The sequence below is a fragment of the Paenibacillus sp. CF384 genome, assembly GCF_900106745.1.
GTDB lineage: Bacteria > Bacillota > Bacilli > Paenibacillales > Paenibacillaceae > Paenibacillus_Z.
Genome location: NZ_FNNV01000001.1, coordinates 629,922 through 646,293, shown reverse-complemented (window position 1 = coordinate 646,293; position 16,372 = coordinate 629,922). Strand labels below are relative to the sequence as shown.

Annotated in this window: 23 protein-coding genes; 21 read left to right on the top strand and 2 right to left on the bottom strand. The window is 48.5% G+C overall.

Translation table 11 applies throughout. The annotated features are described in order from the left end of the window. Positions 1-3 precede the first annotated feature (3 nt). The 11 genes from BLW29_RS02955 to BLW29_RS02910 all read left to right on the top strand — a co-directional run bounded on the left by BLW29_RS02955 (position 4) and on the right by BLW29_RS02910 (position 7,146). Positions 4-225: a hypothetical protein gene (locus tag BLW29_RS02955; RefSeq protein WP_090976042.1), complete on the top strand. Its 222-nt coding sequence runs from the start codon at positions 4-6 to the stop codon at positions 223-225. 123 nt (positions 226-348) lie between these two features. Further along, positions 349-1,227, top strand: a complete 879-nt coding sequence (locus BLW29_RS02950; protein ID WP_090976041.1) for a GNAT family N-acetyltransferase — start codon at positions 349-351, stop codon at positions 1,225-1,227. Positions 1,228-1,315: 88 nt separating this feature from the next. Continuing rightward, a complete protein-coding gene (locus BLW29_RS02945) occupies positions 1,316-1,876 on the top strand; it encodes an FAD-dependent oxidoreductase (RefSeq protein ID WP_090976040.1) in 561 nt (186 codons plus the stop codon). A gap of 102 nt (positions 1,877-1,978) precedes the next feature. Beyond that, on the top strand, positions 1,979-2,866 hold the full coding sequence (locus tag BLW29_RS02940) for a LysM peptidoglycan-binding domain-containing protein (protein ID WP_090976038.1): 888 nt from the start codon (positions 1,979-1,981) through the stop codon (positions 2,864-2,866). 120 nt (positions 2,867-2,986) lie between these two features. Continuing rightward, positions 2,987-3,712: a phytanoyl-CoA dioxygenase family protein gene (locus BLW29_RS02935; RefSeq protein ID WP_090976035.1), complete on the top strand. Its 726-nt coding sequence runs from the start codon at positions 2,987-2,989 to the stop codon at positions 3,710-3,712. Then, entirely contained in the window at positions 3,709-3,933 is a 225-nt protein-coding gene (locus BLW29_RS31090) for a DUF1450 domain-containing protein (protein ID WP_143044345.1), read from the top strand. Before BLW29_RS02935 ends, BLW29_RS31090 begins: the two co-directional genes overlap by 4 nt. Positions 3,934-4,002: 69 nt before the next feature. Continuing rightward, positions 4,003-4,860, top strand: coding sequence for an AraC family transcriptional regulator (locus BLW29_RS02930; RefSeq protein WP_090976033.1), 858 nt, complete (start codon positions 4,003-4,005; stop codon positions 4,858-4,860). 108 nt (positions 4,861-4,968) lie between these two features. Then, a complete protein-coding gene (locus BLW29_RS02925) occupies positions 4,969-5,631 on the top strand; it encodes an MBL fold metallo-hydrolase (protein WP_090976031.1) in 663 nt (220 codons plus the stop codon). Then, positions 5,628-6,104 (top strand): CcdC family protein, encoded by a 477-nt coding sequence (locus BLW29_RS02920; protein WP_090976029.1) that lies wholly within the window; start codon positions 5,628-5,630, stop codon positions 6,102-6,104. Before BLW29_RS02925 ends, BLW29_RS02920 begins: the two co-directional genes overlap by 4 nt. A gap of 20 nt (positions 6,105-6,124) precedes the next feature. Further along, positions 6,125-6,466, top strand: a complete 342-nt coding sequence (locus tag BLW29_RS02915; RefSeq protein ID WP_090976028.1) for a DUF1801 domain-containing protein — start codon at positions 6,125-6,127, stop codon at positions 6,464-6,466. Between the two features lie 23 nt (positions 6,467-6,489). Next, on the top strand, positions 6,490-7,146 hold the full coding sequence (locus BLW29_RS02910; RefSeq protein WP_177186463.1) for an HAD hydrolase-like protein: 657 nt from the start codon (positions 6,490-6,492) through the stop codon (positions 7,144-7,146). Between the two features lie 20 nt (positions 7,147-7,166). Here the strand turns inward: BLW29_RS02910 and BLW29_RS02905 are convergent, their stop codons facing one another. Further along, positions 7,167-7,877 (bottom strand): MerR family DNA-binding transcriptional regulator, encoded by a 711-nt coding sequence (locus BLW29_RS02905; RefSeq protein WP_090976024.1) that lies wholly within the window; start codon positions 7,875-7,877, stop codon positions 7,167-7,169. Positions 7,878-8,198: 321 nt separating this feature from the next. Between BLW29_RS02905 and BLW29_RS02900 the strand changes: the two genes are divergently transcribed. The 7 genes from BLW29_RS02900 (at position 8,199) to BLW29_RS02870 (ending at position 12,919) form a co-directional block, all read left to right on the top strand. Continuing rightward, the gene (locus BLW29_RS02900) at positions 8,199-8,594 is read left to right on the top strand and encodes a MarR family winged helix-turn-helix transcriptional regulator (RefSeq protein ID WP_090976022.1); all 396 of its coding nucleotides are present in this window, start codon (positions 8,199-8,201) and stop codon (positions 8,592-8,594) included. Positions 8,595-8,611: 17 nt separating this feature from the next. Then, positions 8,612-9,238 carry an MFS transporter gene (locus BLW29_RS02895; protein ID WP_177186462.1) on the top strand — a complete coding sequence of 209 codons (627 nt, stop codon included), beginning with the start codon at positions 8,612-8,614 and terminating at the stop codon, positions 9,236-9,238. Positions 9,239-9,243: 5 nt separating this feature from the next. Beyond that, positions 9,244-10,185 carry an MFS transporter gene (locus BLW29_RS02890; protein ID WP_090976018.1) on the top strand — a complete coding sequence of 314 codons (942 nt, stop codon included), beginning with the start codon at positions 9,244-9,246 and terminating at the stop codon, positions 10,183-10,185. A 124-nt stretch (positions 10,186-10,309) separates the two neighbouring features. After that, a complete protein-coding gene (locus tag BLW29_RS02885; protein WP_090976016.1) occupies positions 10,310-11,038 on the top strand; it encodes a hypothetical protein in 729 nt (242 codons plus the stop codon). 88 nt (positions 11,039-11,126) lie between these two features. Next, positions 11,127-11,651 (top strand): DinB family protein, encoded by a 525-nt coding sequence (locus tag BLW29_RS02880; protein WP_090976014.1) that lies wholly within the window; start codon positions 11,127-11,129, stop codon positions 11,649-11,651. A gap of 170 nt (positions 11,652-11,821) precedes the next feature. Continuing rightward, positions 11,822-12,298 (top strand): DinB family protein, encoded by a 477-nt coding sequence (locus BLW29_RS02875; protein WP_090976012.1) that lies wholly within the window; start codon positions 11,822-11,824, stop codon positions 12,296-12,298. A 27-nt stretch (positions 12,299-12,325) separates the two neighbouring features. Then, positions 12,326-12,919, top strand: coding sequence for a YdeI/OmpD-associated family protein (locus BLW29_RS02870; RefSeq protein WP_090976010.1), 594 nt, complete (start codon positions 12,326-12,328; stop codon positions 12,917-12,919). Here BLW29_RS02870 and BLW29_RS02865 read toward each other — a convergent pair. Beyond that, a complete protein-coding gene (locus BLW29_RS02865) occupies positions 12,916-13,284 on the bottom strand; it encodes an MmcQ/YjbR family DNA-binding protein (RefSeq protein ID WP_090976008.1) in 369 nt (122 codons plus the stop codon). The two genes, BLW29_RS02870 and BLW29_RS02865, sit on opposite strands and share 4 nt — an antisense overlap. A 330-nt stretch (positions 13,285-13,614) precedes the next feature. On the opposite strand from BLW29_RS02865, the gene BLW29_RS02860 reads away from it, so the two are divergent. The 3 genes from BLW29_RS02860 (at position 13,615) to gabT (ending at position 16,364) form a co-directional block, all read left to right on the top strand. Next, the gene (locus BLW29_RS02860; protein WP_143044344.1) at positions 13,615-14,415 is read left to right on the top strand and encodes a hypothetical protein; all 801 of its coding nucleotides are present in this window, start codon (positions 13,615-13,617) and stop codon (positions 14,413-14,415) included. Between the two features lie 140 nt (positions 14,416-14,555). Further along, positions 14,556-14,846, top strand: a complete 291-nt coding sequence (locus BLW29_RS02855; RefSeq protein WP_090976004.1) for a chorismate mutase — start codon at positions 14,556-14,558, stop codon at positions 14,844-14,846. A gap of 156 nt (positions 14,847-15,002) precedes the next feature. Next, positions 15,003-16,364, top strand: coding sequence for a 4-aminobutyrate--2-oxoglutarate transaminase (gene gabT / locus BLW29_RS02850; RefSeq protein ID WP_090976002.1), 1,362 nt, complete (start codon positions 15,003-15,005; stop codon positions 16,362-16,364). Positions 16,365-16,372 lie beyond the last annotated feature (8 nt).

The window sequence follows — 16,372 nt, the reverse complement described above, 5'->3', positions numbered from 1 at the left end:
GTTATGAAATTGGGTTCTTTATTAGGGATCACGGTCATTTTCGTCATCATGATTGTCATGGAATGGCCCAGACTGCGACACCTCCGAAGAGAAAGAACCGCATTTGCCGTGCTTACGGCCATCGGATACCTGCTTGCCTTGCTGCTGCTCTATTACCCGGAGGTACCAGGCCCAACGCAAATGTTCGAAATGTTCTATAAACCGTTTACCAGCATACTGGAATAGAAATTTGGTATACATATAGCCACTAGTTAACCCATTTTATGTGCTATGATGGAGTTATTTGAATCGCTGCTTTCCGGATAATCCATCATCGGCCTTTACTTCATTTAAGAGAGGGGTACTAGCATGATTACGTTTAACCGCTTTAGTCAGCTTCCAGCTAATGAAATCGTCACGCTTTGGAACAAAGGCTTCGAAGGGTATTTCACCAATGCTGCACTGAATCTTGATCGTTTTCTGGCTCGAACCGTCAGTGAAGGATTGTCGCTTGAGCATTCGCTGGCGATGATGGTCGACGGGGAACCTGCAGGCTTCGTGATGAACGGCTTCCGAACCGTTAACGGATTGAAAACAGCGTGGAACGGCGGTACAGGCATAGCCCCGTCACATCGTGGTAAAGGATACGGCAAGCTGCTTATGGCACAAAATATTCAGCTGTATCGGGAGCAGAACGTTAATCTGGCCCTGCTCGAAGCGATTAAACAGAATGAAGCGGCGATAAAGCTTTATCAAGGTGCAGGTTATCAAACTACAGGAGAGTTGGTTTGTTCCATCCAAGAGGACGCTTTGGACCCTGAGCTATTGCTGCCCAGCTTTCCTCAGCGGTTTGTGATTAGACATGCGAAGCCGCGTGACGCGAGAACGCTCTCTTTCTATAATCGCGATGCCGCTTGGCAGACAGGCTGGCAAAGTCTGAAGGACGGCGATTGCTGCATACTCTCGGATGGAGAAGAGCGTGTAGGTTACGCCTTATACAAACGGAACTATAGCGAAGACGGTTTCTTGAATTCGATCATCCTCTATCAATGTGAAGCGGCACCTGGCAGAGCAGATTCAGGGAAGATTCTCAAAGCGCTGCTCAAAGAAGTGTACGGTCCGCTGGAAATGCCCTATCAACGAATGACGCTTAACATCAGGCATACCCATGCAGAGCTGCTCGAGCTGCTTGATCGCCTTGGCTTCAAACCGTATATTGAACAAGTTCATATGTCGCTCCGTCTATAAGGGACAACTTGCAACCGCTCTATCGAATGGCTTATGATTATTTTGAAATGCTGCAATCATCTGTAATCATATGAAGGAGTGATTATTCGTGTTTGACATTATCATTATCGGAGCAGGCCCTGCAGGAGCTAGTGCAGGATTATTCGCAGCTAAGGCTGGCAAGAAGACGCTTCTGATCGACAGCGATAAGAGCATGACGAAGAAGGCATGGATCGAGAATCATTACGGTTTACTGGAAACGACAGGTCCAGAGCTCGTGGAAATCGGCAAGAAGCAAGCGGTTAAATTCGGTGCAGAGCTGATTCAAGATACAGTAGTCAATATTACTAAGAATGAGAACGGTTTCAACGTAGCGACGGAATCGCAGCAATTCGAAGGCAGTCATGTTATTGTTGCCACAGGGATCTCGACAGATCTGGCTGAGAAGATCGGTTTGTCGGTAAAAGAAGGCACTGAGCCGCGGATCAAGCAAGTATTCGATGTGGATGCGAGCGGTAAATCGAACGTTGCCGGCGTCTGGGTTGCGGGTACGGCGGCCGGAGTCAGCGTGCATACGATTATCACTGCTGGCGACGGCGCTAAAGTTGCGATTAACGTAATTAGTGAGCTGAACGGCACGCGTTACGTGGATCATGATTTGCTGAAATAAGATCAGCTAAACCTCATATAATGATCAAAAGGAACTACCCTGAGCGGTAGTTCCTTTTGTTTGTGTGCCTGAATACGTATAGGCAGGAGAGGAGAGATTCGCATGATCTACGTCGTACAAGGTGGAGACACGTTGGAGCGAGTAGCCGACCGCTTCGGATCAAGTGTCGCACGGCTGCTGGAAGTGAATGTGATTTGTGACCCGCAATGGATTCTGGTAGGTCAACCGCTGCTGATCCCGGATGCAGGGATCGATTATCAAAGAGCAGGCGGATATCCCTATTATGTCGTTCAATATGGCGATACGATAACCTGCTTAGCGCCTCGGTTTCATCAAACACCGGCAGCCCTAGCGGCTAGTAATCGACTTCCGATAGCAGCGCCTTTAACGGTTGGTAGTGAGCTTCTTGCAGGCTTTTCTGTGCCGGATCCGGCACGTTTAGCTTCCGAGTGGCAACAAACCGCTTCATCAGCAGCGTGTGATCTTAATTCCATGCAGCAGCATGGCATCTACTATATCGGTTCCTTTCAATGGGAGACACTCGGAGAAGCGGCGGTTCCATACCTTGTGCCGCTATTGAAACACGCCTGTGAGACGGTTCGTTATTACGCCGTAATGAGCTTAGGACGTATCGCAACAGGTAATGCAACTCGAGCTGCATTAGAATCGGCGACGCAAGATCAAACGCCATATGTGTCAGAGCTTGCGAAGCTGGCATTGCGCCGAGCGAAATTAGTGCCGGAGGTGACCAAACGCGTGCATCTCTTGACTGCGGATCAACGTTTGTATTCGGAACCTAACGGGAGTTCAACTTCAATTCCGCTTCCGGCTGGTACGGAGATCTTCTCGATGAGATGGAACATACCCAGCAGTACGAACGAAGAAGGTCCTAGAGGCGGATTGGAATATTACGATCAAGTGCAGGTTCGGAGCACCGGTCAGGTCGGATATTTGGGCAGGGTTGGGTTCAACGATGCACAGATGATTTAAACGCACTGGGATGGTGGAAAAAGTACAATAACTACAGGAACCTGTTCATTGTCCGCAGCTCGAAACTCCTTGATAATAAAGGTAAATCAGCTTCATCCACTATCGAGGAGTGAAAGAATTATGCTGAACGCGGAACAGTTGAAGCAGTATCATGAACAGGGATATGTCATCTTGGATCAATTATTCACAGCCGAAGAGATGGACCGAATTCGCGCCATTATTGACGTGTTCGATTGGGAAGGCGAAGAAGCGCTTAAGAAGGGCAGCAAAGGGTTCAACAACATTCCGAATCAAATCAATTTCACTTGTAATTTGGCCAGAAGGCATGAGGAGCTTGAGCAATTTATCGGCGATCAGCGCTTTGTCGATCTGACAACTAGCGTATTAGGCGGGGATATTCGGCTGTATTGGGATCAATCCGTCTACAAACGCCCGGAAGCGAAGAAAGACTTCCCATGGCATCAGGATAACGGTTATGTACCGACTGATCCCGTTCATTATATGACCTGCTGGCTGGCGCTCGACGATGCGACGATAGAGAATGGCTGCATCTATATTCAGCCCGGCTCGCATTTGCAAGGTTATGTCGAGCATGTGCAGACGGACACGGGCTGGCAGTGTTATTTTGGCGAAGACCCCGGACAACCGGTGCCGCTTCCTAAAGGCAGCATGGTGATCTTCCATTCGCTCCTCTTTCACCGCAGTACGCCTAATCAGAGTGACAGCACGCGCAAAGCCTATGTTATTCAATATTCGGTTGAAGGGGCTAAGAATCCGGTAACTGGCAAAGTATTCGACAATGGACCGCTCATCGCTCAAGACGGCAGAGCACTGATTGCCAAATGAGTGCCGTCATCGTCGTTTGTTTGCGGAATTTACAGGAGAATCGCCATGGTACGATGCTTGATCAGCTCGTGGAAGAAGGCCATGACGTCTCATTGTCTCATTGCCTGAATCAGTGCGTGGGCTGTAGAAGGGGACCGTCACTCTCCATCGATGGGTCTTGGATCGGTGCTGCCGATGAAGCGGCACTTCGAAACGAGCTTGACGCGAAGCTGCCGAAATAACGTTTCCAAACCATACTACGGCTGGTGTAAACTAGGAACATACTAGCTGATAGATTGGCGGGGGAACCGGTGGAAACCAGATCGCTTACAAGCACAAGCTTCGATCAGTGGCAAGTCAACGTCTACATGGTCGATGAAGGTAAATACGAGACGCTAAATCATCAGCAGATTATATATCCGAATTGGGTCATTAGCCATGTGCGGCAAGGCCAAGTGATTACAACGACGAATGGCGAACAGCACGAGGTACGTGAAGGAGGGGTTATGCTGCACCCTCCTTTTTTGCCGTTCTCCGAACGAGCGGACCAGTCCGGTTTGCATGAGTGGGTATCGGTTCAGGTTCAAACAAGTTATAACGTAGACCTGTTCCAGCTCTATCAAGTTCAGCCCGTGGTGCAGCTGCTCGATGCTGAGGCGTATAGTCACGTGTTCCAATCCATGCTTCGCACTTGGAAGAGCAGCTCGTCCTTTCGCGAAGTGTCACTTGCAGCAGACATGCTTCGATTATCTACGATGATTCTCGAGAGCTGGGAAGCGCATGGTAGAATCGGACGCAGCGAAGCTTATTCCGCGAAGTATGACAGGTTCTTTCCTATCATTCGTTATATGGCGGATCATATGGCGATGAAGCTCTCGCGCGACATGCTGGCGGAGAAGGTGCATTTAAATACGAATTATTTGGACCGAGCTTTCCATGAAGCTTATGGGATTAACCCGATGCAGATGCTCAGGCAGATGAGGCTGAACAAAGTGAAACGTCTGCTCGAGACGACAGAGGAGCCGCTCAGCCAGCTGGCGCAACTATGCGGATTAGGCGACGCTGCCTACTTGAACCGTCAGTTCGTGAAGACGTTCGGCATGACACCGGGCAAATACAAGCAGACGATTCGCTCCGCGCAATCGAATTTTATGGCGGATAAGAAATAATTGAACGGGTGAAGCACAAGGGACTGACTTTTGTTCACGCGGCACAAGTGGTACGATAATCAGGAAGAGTTTACAAGTTTGCAAAGTTGAGAGGAGTGGCAAGTAACGATGGAGAAATCAGGAATCAAGGCGCTTCAGCTAAATATGCTGGTGAATGGGAATGACTTCATTGTCCATGCTGCTATTGTATGGGACGAGCAAGAGCTTATTCTTGTAGATACCGGAATCCCCGGGCAAGTAGAAGTCATTCGTGAGGCGATGGCCAAGGAAGGCTTCAATCTGGATGATCTGACCCAAATCATCATCACTCACCAGGATCGTGATCATATCGGCTCGCTTCCGGAGCTTGTGGAATTATTTGAGGGGCGCGTTGAAGTGCTTGCTCACGAAGTTGGAGTCCCTTACATTGCCGGCGAAATTCCGCTTCTGAAGAGCAAGACGCTGGTACCTCCGGTTAAGGTCACTATCATTCTGAACGATGGGGAGCAGCTGCCTGTTGCCGGTGGGTTGCAAGTGATCTATACACCGGGACATTCGCCGGACCACATTGCACTCTATCACATCCCGAGCAAGACGCTGGTTACAGGCGACTCGTTGACCTCTAACGAAGGCGTGCTGATGCCGCCGGCCGCAAACTTTACACCGGACTGGGAGACGGCGATGGCGTCGGTTAAGAAATTCCAGAAGCTTGATATTGCAACTATGATCACCTATCATGGCGGCGTTTGTACGGATAATCTGCAAGAGCGATTGGCCGATATCGTGAAATGAATCCACAAGTCATAACGATCGTCATCGTCATTGCCGGGTTGGTCATTTGGCGCAGAAGAAACAGCATGTATCGGCCCATTAAAGGAAACGGCAGACGCATACTGATTCCGCTCCTCTTCTTATTACCAGCGTTCTCGTTATTGTTTAATCCCGAATTTAAGCTGCCGGTAAGTGAACTGGTCGCAGCGCTTGGTGCTGGTCTTGTGCTGTCTATCCCCCTTATTCTGACGACGAATTATGAAGTTCGCGAAGACGGACAGATCTACGCGAAGAAGAGCACGGGGTTCATGATCTCGTTCGTCGGCTTGGTGCTGCTTCGACTCGTCGCGCTAGATTACTTGTCCGACCTGGATCCGAATGAACTAAGTGGGATTTTCATCCTAGTGGCTGTTGGTTACGTCATTCCCTGGCGTATCGCAAGTTATATTAAATTTCGCACCGTTTATATGGGAAACAAGCAAGTGTCTGAATAATAGAGAGGAGATGTGCGGAAATGAATCAAGAAGTGAGCAGCTTTATCGAGGAATTGAAACAACCGTGGCAGGTGGAGGCTTGCAATCAACTCCGTCAAATGGTCCATCAAACCGTACCATCAATCGATGAGCGCATCCAGTACAAGAAGCCGCATTTTCTGAAGGACGGCAAATATGCAGCAGTCATCAGCACGGCCAAAGATACGGTAACGTTCATGATCTTCAATACGACTGACCTTGATCTGTCCGGAGGTAAATTCGAAGGACCCCCAGAGCGAAGATGGATGAAGTTCCGTGAAGGGGACCCGATTGATTTGCCATTACTTGCTAACGTGCTAACCGAGGCATCGAACACATTATAGGCGAGAGAGAGCGTGCAATCATCATGTATAAGGCGATATTGTTCGATCTAGACGGAACGCTTACCGATCCGAAGCAAGGGATAACCCGAGCCGTACAGTATGCACTGGCGAAATACAAGATCATCGAAGATAATTTGGATCTGCTGGAGCCGTTTATCGGGCCGCCGCTTGCGAGTTCTTTTGAAGAACGATACGGTTTCTCGGCGTCAGAAGCTCGAACGGCCGTGGATTACTATCGCGAATATTTCGCGGATAAAGGGATCTATGAGAATGAGTTGTATGGTGGAATACGAGAGCTGCTCGAACTGTTAGTAGAGCAGAAGCGGACTATCATTGTTGCAACTTCCAAACCTACTGTATTTGCGGAGAAAATAGTAAGCTACTTCCGAATCGATTCTTATTTCGACTATGTCTGTGGCAGCAATCTCGATGGCACGATGTCGGATAAAGGTGAAATTATCGCGCATATTCTGCAATCGCAGCAGCTTACTGCGGCTTCAGCGATCATGATAGGTGATCGCAAGCATGACTTGATCGGCGCTCAGCGTAACGGTGTTGCTTCTATCGGAGTAGGGTACGGCTATGGAAGCGAAGAAGAATTACAGGCGCATTCGCCGGCGTATTATGTACGGAATGTGCGTGAGCTGCACGAGTTGTTTCAGGATGCAACAGCCGTTTAAGTCTCGCCGCGTGGTCTCCGTCAATCGATTAGCTTAACCGCTTTGCATAACTCAACTAACTGATGAACACCTTGAAATTGATTCCGAATTCGCGCATGAATGCCTTGGATTGCGTTCTCCGTCAGCTTCATGGCTTGCTCGACGCTCTGGTGCTCTACGGCATGAACGATATCCTTCAAGTTACGGAGCAGATACACGGTGCTTCTCAGCGTTCTGATAATCAGGATCTGGCGGATATGCAGAGCGTTGTACAGCCGATAGCCGTTGTCCGAGTCGCGTAATGGTGTGAGGAGCTCTTCCTTCTCCCAGTGACGCAGGGCAGATGTCGTTACCCCGGCTAGTGCAGCAGCTTCTCCAATGGACATGGGATTCTTCCTTCTTGTATCAACGAAATCCGGCAATGCCAGCTGATGAAGCAGCTCCAAGGTCTGATCCGCTGCAGACTTATCCTGCTGAAGGAGAGCTTGCTCCTTGTTCACAAGCCAGAATGCGGCATTCATCTGACCCGCCTGAATGTGACGAAGAACATCACAGGTGACGGCAACGCCGAAACCGGCAAACATCGTTCGTAAGCATCGGAAATAAGCCAAATGGATATCCGTATAGAGACGATAGCCATTAGCGCCGCGTTCCGGAGCCGGAACAACGCCCCAAGACTCATAATGTCGCAGCGCGCTTGTACTAAGGTTCAGCGCTCGGGCAATTTCGATTGGCTTGTATGTGCGTTGCATTCCTTCACCTCCATTCATTACGGAGCGTTAATGCTCAATTTTACCAGAAGCTTGGAAGACTGGCAATTGCCTGAACGGTCGCTGGAACAAAGCGATCGTTCAGGCTTTTTGTTTGCCCATTAACCTCATATGTAAAAATTTTAATATAAATCTATTGACGGCGGCCCGCATTGTGTAGTATTTTCTTAAAGGCCTAATATCTTATTCAGTAAGATAATGAGCAGGTAAGCAACTGATGAAGGAAAGTAACGCATTGTTCAGAGCGGAGGGAGAAGGATTACGCATTCAGGTGGAAATAAACTAGCTGAGCTTCAGCTCCTCATGGAACGTTTTGCGCAGAGGGCGAAGAATCGGATCAAGCTGCTTGAGAATCCGTTCAACCTCGCCAGCGGTCATATCTTCGTATTGATGTATTTGCATCGAACGGAGATTTGTCGGGTGAATGATGTCGTGAAGCTCCTTGGCATTACGTCAGGTGCTGCTACGGGATTGACGGATAAGCTTGTTTCACTTAGCCTCATTGAACGGACGAGACCTGAGGATGACCGCAGAGTCGTGCAATTAAGTTTAACGGAGCAAGGCAAGGAAACCGTTGAGCTCATCCGCAAACAGCGAATGGAATGGTTCACCGGCTTGATCGGACAGATGGAGGAAGATCAGGTAGATCTCATCACGGATGCGTTTAAGCTGCTATTGCAAGCACTCGAGGAAAAATGACAGAAGGAAGTGGTACGATGACAAATTTAAGTCCCAAACAGCTTCGCTGGATCGTGACAGGACTTATGCTTGGCTTGCTGCTCGGATCGCTCGATCAAACGATTGTATCGACGGCCATGCCGCATGTAATTGCAGAGCTCGATGGTTTCAGTCTGTATAGCTGGGTATTTACGATTTATATGTTAACTTCAACAACGGCAGTTCCGATCTTCGGGAAGCTCGCCGATTTGTTCGGCAGAAGACTTGTGTACTTGATCGGGATGGGGTTGTTCCTTGTGGGATCGGCACTTTGCGGGCTGTCCCATAATATGACGGAGCTCATCATTTTCCGTGCGATTCAAGGTATCGGTGCCGGTGCGCTTATGCCAATCGCAATGACCATTATCGGAGACATCTATCCGCCGGATCGCCGTGGCAAAATGCAAGGGATTTTCGGCGCTGTATTCGGATTGTCCAGCGTTCTCGGTCCTGCGGTCGGCGGATTTATCGTTGACCATATTGCTTGGCAGTGGATATTCTACATTAATCTTCCTTTCGGCATATTCGCAGCCATTATTCTATCCATTGCACTGAAAGAATCAAGAAGCTCGAGAAAAAATCGATCGACTGGGGCGGCGCATCTACGCTCACAGGTGCGGTTGTAGCTTTCTTGCTCGCGATTGAGATGGGCGGCAACGGTCCATCCGAAGGCGGCATCACGAAATACCCGTGGGATTCCCCGCAAATTATCGGCTTGTTCGGAGCTAGCCTGCTGCTCATCCTGATCTTCATTTGGATCGAATCCAAAGTGAAGGAACCGATCATTCCGCTGAAGTTGTTTAAGCTTCAAGCGATTTCGGTTTCCAGTATCGTTGGTTTCATGATGGGCATGGGAATGTTCGGCGCAATTACGTACATTCCGCTGTATTCACAAGCCGTAATCGGGACATCGGCGTCGCACTCCGGTTACATTCTGACTCCGCTCATGCTGTCCTTGATTCTATCCAGCATCCTTGGCGGGATTCTGATCAAGAAGCTGAGCTACCGTACAATCGTCATGTCGGCTATGGCGATCATGACGGTCGGTTACCTGTTCATGTCGCAAATGGACGTGAATACAACCAGTCTGGAACTAATCCTGTACATGATTATTATAGGTTTCGGTATGGGAGCGCTTATGCCTGTCCTCACAATCGCTGCTCAAAGCGCGGTTGGCCATGATCTGCGCGGTGTTGCAACCTCGACTACGCAATTCACGCGCTCCATTGGCGGTACGGTCGGTGTTGCGATCATGGGCGTTATTATGACGAACAACATGACGAGCGGGATTAAAGATATTCAAGGAGATTTCACTGATATCCCGGGTGATAAGCTTGCTCAGTTTGCCAATCCGCAATCCTTGCTTCAGCCGGAAGTGAAAGCACAAATTCCGGATAAGCTGCTTGCAGCCTTACAAGGAATTCTGAGCCATGCGATCACATCCGTGTTCGTAATCGGTATTGTAGTTGTCTTGATCGGTCTCGTTGCAGCCATCTTCTTCGGCAAGCTGCGCATGCCTAGAAGCGAACAGAGCAAAGAAGCATTCAAAGCGGCATCGGTGGATATGCATTAAATAATGGAGGTGGACAGCTGAAACCAGCTGTTCACTTTTTTTTGTGCAAGCATATGGGCTCAGCCTGGAAGCAATGAGTAAAATAGGCGGATTCCACTGAAACTACGATAGAGGTGATGAAACATTGGGGAGTACGAAAACCAGAGCGATCCATTATGGTTGGTTAACGCTTAGTATTGTGCTTGCTTGTACGGTCTTCCTGCAGTTTAGAGCGTTGAGCAATCAGCGTAACGAGAAGCAGGAGGTACAGGCACTGTACGAGGAGAAAACGAATGATTATTTTCTGGACATGCTTGCTAACTTGAACTCTTTTCAGCCGCTGGTGAAATCTCTGACCGATATCTCCACTATCCATGATATGAAAGATCGCATTCATAACCAGAAGATACTTGATCTTGCCAAAGAGCAGGCCAGTCAAGTGACGAATCAATTGGTGCTGCTGATTCAGGCTGCGGATCTCAAAGAGCAGAACCAAGAACTGCGACATCGCGTCAATAACCTGATTATGACCTCTCAGCAGCAGGAGGATGCAGCTATTCTGGCCTTTGAAGCCGATCTTTGGAGAACCGTATATAACACGAGCTCGAGGTACTGGTTAAGTAAACCGCAGGTGATCGATCAAGATTCGCTTGATGCCAATCGTGATGCAGCTATAGAGATGGCTCAATTGGATAAGACCATGCAGCAATTCAAAGAACGTGCGAACGAGATGAAGAAGAGTGATCGTTACGAAGGGTTGCAATTGGATTACATGACGTTATTAAAGAAAGACCTATTGAAAGGTCTTATCCCGCATTTGAAGAAATTGAATGCTGTTAATGAGTCGTTCAACAACCGGAATTCGACAGACTAGATTGTTCAGTGGCAAAAAAATCCAACCATTCCTTGCGGAAGCTGTTATAATACGGCTTATTACACATTTTCCGACGAGGTGAGCTGCGATGTACATACCGAAACCTAAAGCAGGACAGTATAACTCCGTATGGGACAATTACTACGCAACGGTCGATGAAGGCGATATCCATCAGCTTCTCGTGAGCCAAGGAAAGCGAATTTGCGAGTTGTATAGTTCCCTGACGGAGGAACAAAGTTTATTTCGCTATGCGGAAGGCAGATGGAGTCTCAAAGACGTGCTGGGTCACATTATCGACACTGAGCGGATGATGACTTATCGGATTCTTGTTGCCGGCAGAGGCGATCTAACACCAATGCCAAGGCACGCGGATGTGTATGTGAGCTTGACGAATTTTGATCGTCGTCCGCTAAGTGAGTTGATTGAAGAGTACCGCACAGTGAGAGCATCCTCCGCCTCGCTTGTAAATGGACTAACGGAAACGGAGATTCAGCAATTCTGCATCCTCAATGAAGTGAAAACGTCGGCTGCTGCAGGTGTGTATTTCATTCTTGGACATGCGCAGCATCATATGAACGTTGTACATGAACGATATTTACCTCGTTTAACTTAATGTAATAAGCCGCGATTAACGTTCGCGGCTTATTTATTTACAGCGGCGCTAGGTGGTGATGTTCGCTTCCGGAGACAGGATTTACGAACACTTTGGCGAATAAGTAGAGGTTGTGGTGGTAGTGATATAGTGAATTATAGTAAATTCCGGTCAAAAAGGAGCGACGTTACATGCAGAAACTGTTTGAATACAATTGGCAGGTCCGAAAGGACTGGTTAGCTTGGTGTGAGCTTGTATCGGAAGAGGAATTGGTGAAGAAACGTGTTGGGGGAATAGGAAGTATTCTCTATACCTTGTTTCATATCATCGATGTTGAGTACAGTTGGATTAGTGGTTTGCAGGGTAAAGAGGAACCGCCAATGCCGCCTTTCGAAGAATATGCTACGCTCCAGAAAATAAGGGATTATTCCGAGCAATGTCATGAAGCAATTGCCCCGTTCGTATATGGATGGAATGACAGCTTGGAAGAGAAGGACCTGCTGGATATCAACAATGAAGGCGAGACCGAGATTTTTAAATACGGAGAGATTATGAGACATGTCCTTGCGCATGAAATTCATCATATGGGCCAATTGTCGATTTGGTCGCGTGAGCTGGGTTTGAAGCCGGTTACGGCCAATCTCATTCGAAGAGGACTGTTCGACTAGTATGATGCTAATGAGGAGCGTAAACGGATGGCCAACAGCAGATTGAATCATAAAGCAGATGTATTTATAAGCAGTTCCACGAAGTGGCGTGAAGAATATGAGGAGTTACGAAATATCGTTCTGGATTGCGAGCTGACCGAGGAATTCAAATGGATGCATCCATGTTACTCCTTCCAGGACAAGAACGTCGTCTTAATCCATGGATTCAAAGAATACTGCGCACTGCTGTTTCACAAAGGGGCTTTGTTAAAGGATCCGCAAGGCATCCTAATTCAGCAAACGGAAAATGTGCAAGCGGCACGCCAGATTCGGTTCACTAGCGTTCAACAAATCGTTGCCATGGAAGCCACCTTGAAAGCTTATATTCGTGAAGCGATTGAGGTAGAGAAATCCGGTATGGAAGTGAATTATAAGAAGAACACCGAGTATACCGTTGCCGAAGAATTTCAATCGAAGCTGGATGAAGTCCCGGCCTTGAAAACAGCGTTCGAAGCCTTAACTCCGGGACGACAACGAGCTTATCTTCTCCATTTCGGTGAGCCCAAACAATCCAAAACACGTGCGGCACGGGTCGATAAATATATGCAGCACATTCTTAGCGGCAAAGGATTAAACGATTAATTGGCTTGTTCCATGAACTGCTTGATCAGACGTTTCGGAGCGGCGTGCAAATAAGCTTCCGTTAGCAGAATGCCCATTTGATCCCAATCCGAAGGCGAATTCACGCCGACCCAGCCGCGATGCCCGATGTACTTCGGTATGAAGAATTGCTCCTGCTGCACAATAATTTCTTGATTCTCCAGATCAGACTTAAACGTCATGCCGTAATCGCTCATGATAATAAACGATTTGTCTTTCACTTTGAACGTCGTATGTCCATGGCCGTCGATGATTTCGGTTGTTTCGGGAAGGCTGCTGCAAATTTGTCTAACTTGTTCCAGCATGCGAATGCCTTCCGGTGTTTGCATCCCAATAGGGTGGTTCATGTTGTTATCCTCCTTATGTAATGGCCGGCCGTCTGCTCTTTCCAGACAAGCACCGCATTGTCCTTATATAAACATGACAGGAAAGAGTTCGCATTTCAAGCAGATCATGCTGGCTGCAACCTTTTGAACCCCAAAGGAGTCAGTATTAGTGAAGTGCAGCTTGACTAATGAGGGGGTTAGAGAATGAAAACATCCGTTCTCTTTATGTGTCTACTTAGTGGAGTCGTCATGGCAGCAGGCGTGTGGAGCTATATAGTTGTTTCAACGATCTAAGTAGGTTTAGTTAACTTTATTGATATAGCAAGTGAAGAGAAGGTGGCCAGTCTGCAATTGTCGACCAGGTGGCGTATGATTCGAGCTTCAACCATTCTGCTGGGAATCGTCGTGATTCTCGGTGGGATGTTACTCTTGCTGGTGAGAATGCTCAATTCGCATCACACACCGAGAGTCGTTCGATATCCTGCGCATGATTATCTCTATACGGAGCGAGAAGCATCGAATGGATTCAAGCTTCATGTGCTCCAAACACATCCATCGAATATCACCTTCGAAACGATACGTCAGAATATTACGTTATCCGATTATTACGGTATAAACGGCGGGTTCTTCTATGAGTCCGCACTTCTCAGTATGGCAGTTGTGAATGGTAATCCGGCAGCGGGGGCATTGAATCAATACGGCTCCGGCTCGGAAAATGCCAAGTACCCGCGCGGCACGCTCGTTTGGGATGAATCCGCGAATAAACTGAGTGTGCAGGTTGTATCTCATGCTTCGGAGCTGCAAGTAAGGGATCGAACGCATTTCTGGGCGCAAGGCGGAATCAGCATGAGCCTCGGAGATGATGCAATGTGGCTGAAGAGAGCGCAGCTTGAGCATGCGCCTAATTGGGATGAAGAGAGGCTCCGCACCGCAGCCGTTTACGATAATTCCGGAAAGCTGTATTTAGTCGTAAGCAGTACGAAGGGGACACTCGAAGCGTTTAGAACGGCGATAATCGAGCAAGTCGGAGAAGGGCAGCTGGCTGACGGGATATTTCTCGACGGGGACGGTTCTTCCCAAATGCAGGTCGCCGAAACGGTGCTTCCAGGCGACAATAGGCCGGTAGTACAGATGATTCGGCTTATTCGGTGAGTACACTGCGAACATTTTACACTTACATAACGATTTAATATGTGTTAATCTAGTAGCTATTATTGCTTTATTGCAAAAAAGCGTCAAAGCGCGAAATCGCGGAATTGCGACGCTGCTAAGCGACTAAGGAGAGACAATAAATGACTACTGGATTAGATGAACTTAGACAAAACATCGATAGCATTGATAATGAGCTGGTTGCACTGCTTGCTAAGCGGTTCCAACTAACGGAAGAAGTAGGACGCTACAAAGCGACCCACAATCTACAAGCTCAAGACGCAAGCCGAGAAGCGCAGCAGTTCCTCAAAATCGTACAATTGTCAGAAGCGCACGGACTAAACGCTTCCTACGCAACAGCCATATTCAGATGTGTGATGGATCAAGTGATCGCTAGGCACGAAGAGTTGAGAAACGTAAGTGTGCCGCGGTAACGTGATTGCATCTGCAGCTTGAAAGAAAGACGCCTCCAGAAATGGAGGCGTCTTTTTCATATTTTCGGTGAGGTTGGCATAGAAATTGCTCATTCAGCTGGCAGAAGTAAATGCAGGAGACCAGTTCGCGCGAAAGGCGCGGAAGGAGCGCGTTGAATGAAGAAGCATAGAGCTTATGTATCCGTTGCGGAACCTTTCCCAGGTCCTAAGGCGAGAGCGCTGTTAGAGAAGCGAAAGCAATTTGTACCGCTAGGCATTGGCAACACGACGCCGATCTTCGTGCAGCAGGCCAGCGGTGCACAGGTGACGGACGTGGACGGCAATGTATTTCTTGATTTTGCCGGTGCAATCGGTACACTTAATGTCGGGCATTGTCCGCCTGAGATTGTCGATGCGCTGCAGAAGCAAGCTTCGCAGTATATCCACACCAGCTTCCATGTGGCTATGTATGAACCGTATGTCCAGCTGGCGGAGAAATTAGCGGAGATTACGCCAGGGGATTATCCGAAGAAAACCATTCTGCTGAACAGTGGGGCTGAAGCGGTAGAGAACGCCGTTAAGATTGCACGGAAGTTCACGGGGAAGCCGGGCATTGTGTCGTTTACGCGCGGCTTTCATGGACGTACACTGCTCGGAATGTCGCTTACCAGCAAAGTAAGACCTTACAAATATCGAATGGGGCCGTTTGCGCCTGCTACTTATAAAGCCATGTATCCCTATCCGCTGCACAGACCCGAAGGAATGACAGAAGAGCAGTATGCGGCATTCTGCGTGGCGCAATTCGAGGATTTTCTATTGACGGAAGCCGCCCCCGAAGAGCTGGCAGCCGTCATTATGGAACCGGTTCAGGGTGAGGGAGGTTTCATCGTTCCGCCTGTTTCGTTCGTGCAAGGCATCTATGAGGTGTGCCGCAGCAATCAAATTCTGTTTATTTGCGATGAAATTCAAACCGGCTTCGGACGAACGGGAACGATGTTTGCTTCGAGCTATTACGGCATCCAACCGGATCTGATTACCATGTCCAAATCTCTTGCAGCAGGCATCCCGCTAAGCGCCGTTACCGGTCGAGCAGAGATTATGGACGCGCCGAATCCGGGTGAAATCGGCGGCACGTACGGCGGCAGTCCGCTTGGCTGTGTCGCAGCACTTGCGGTTATTGAGAAGATCGTTAGAGAGAAGCTCTGTGAGCGTGCTTCGGAAATCGGGAAGAGGATCATCGATTGCTTCACGGCTCTGCAAGAACGAGTACCGGTCATTGCGGAAGTGCGCGGCTTAGGTGCGATGTGCGGCGTTGAGTTTATCGATCCTTCGTCCAAGAAGCCGATGAAGGAATTTACAGCGAAGGTTATTCAAGCTTCCTATGAGGCAGGTGTCATCTTGCTTAGTGCGGGCATCTACGGCAATGTGGTTCGATTCTTAACGCCGCTGGTAATAACAGATGAACAGCTGCAAGAGGGACTGGATATCCTAAGTGATATTGTGGAACAGCTCTATTCGCAGGAACAACAACTCAGTTAAAGGAGGTT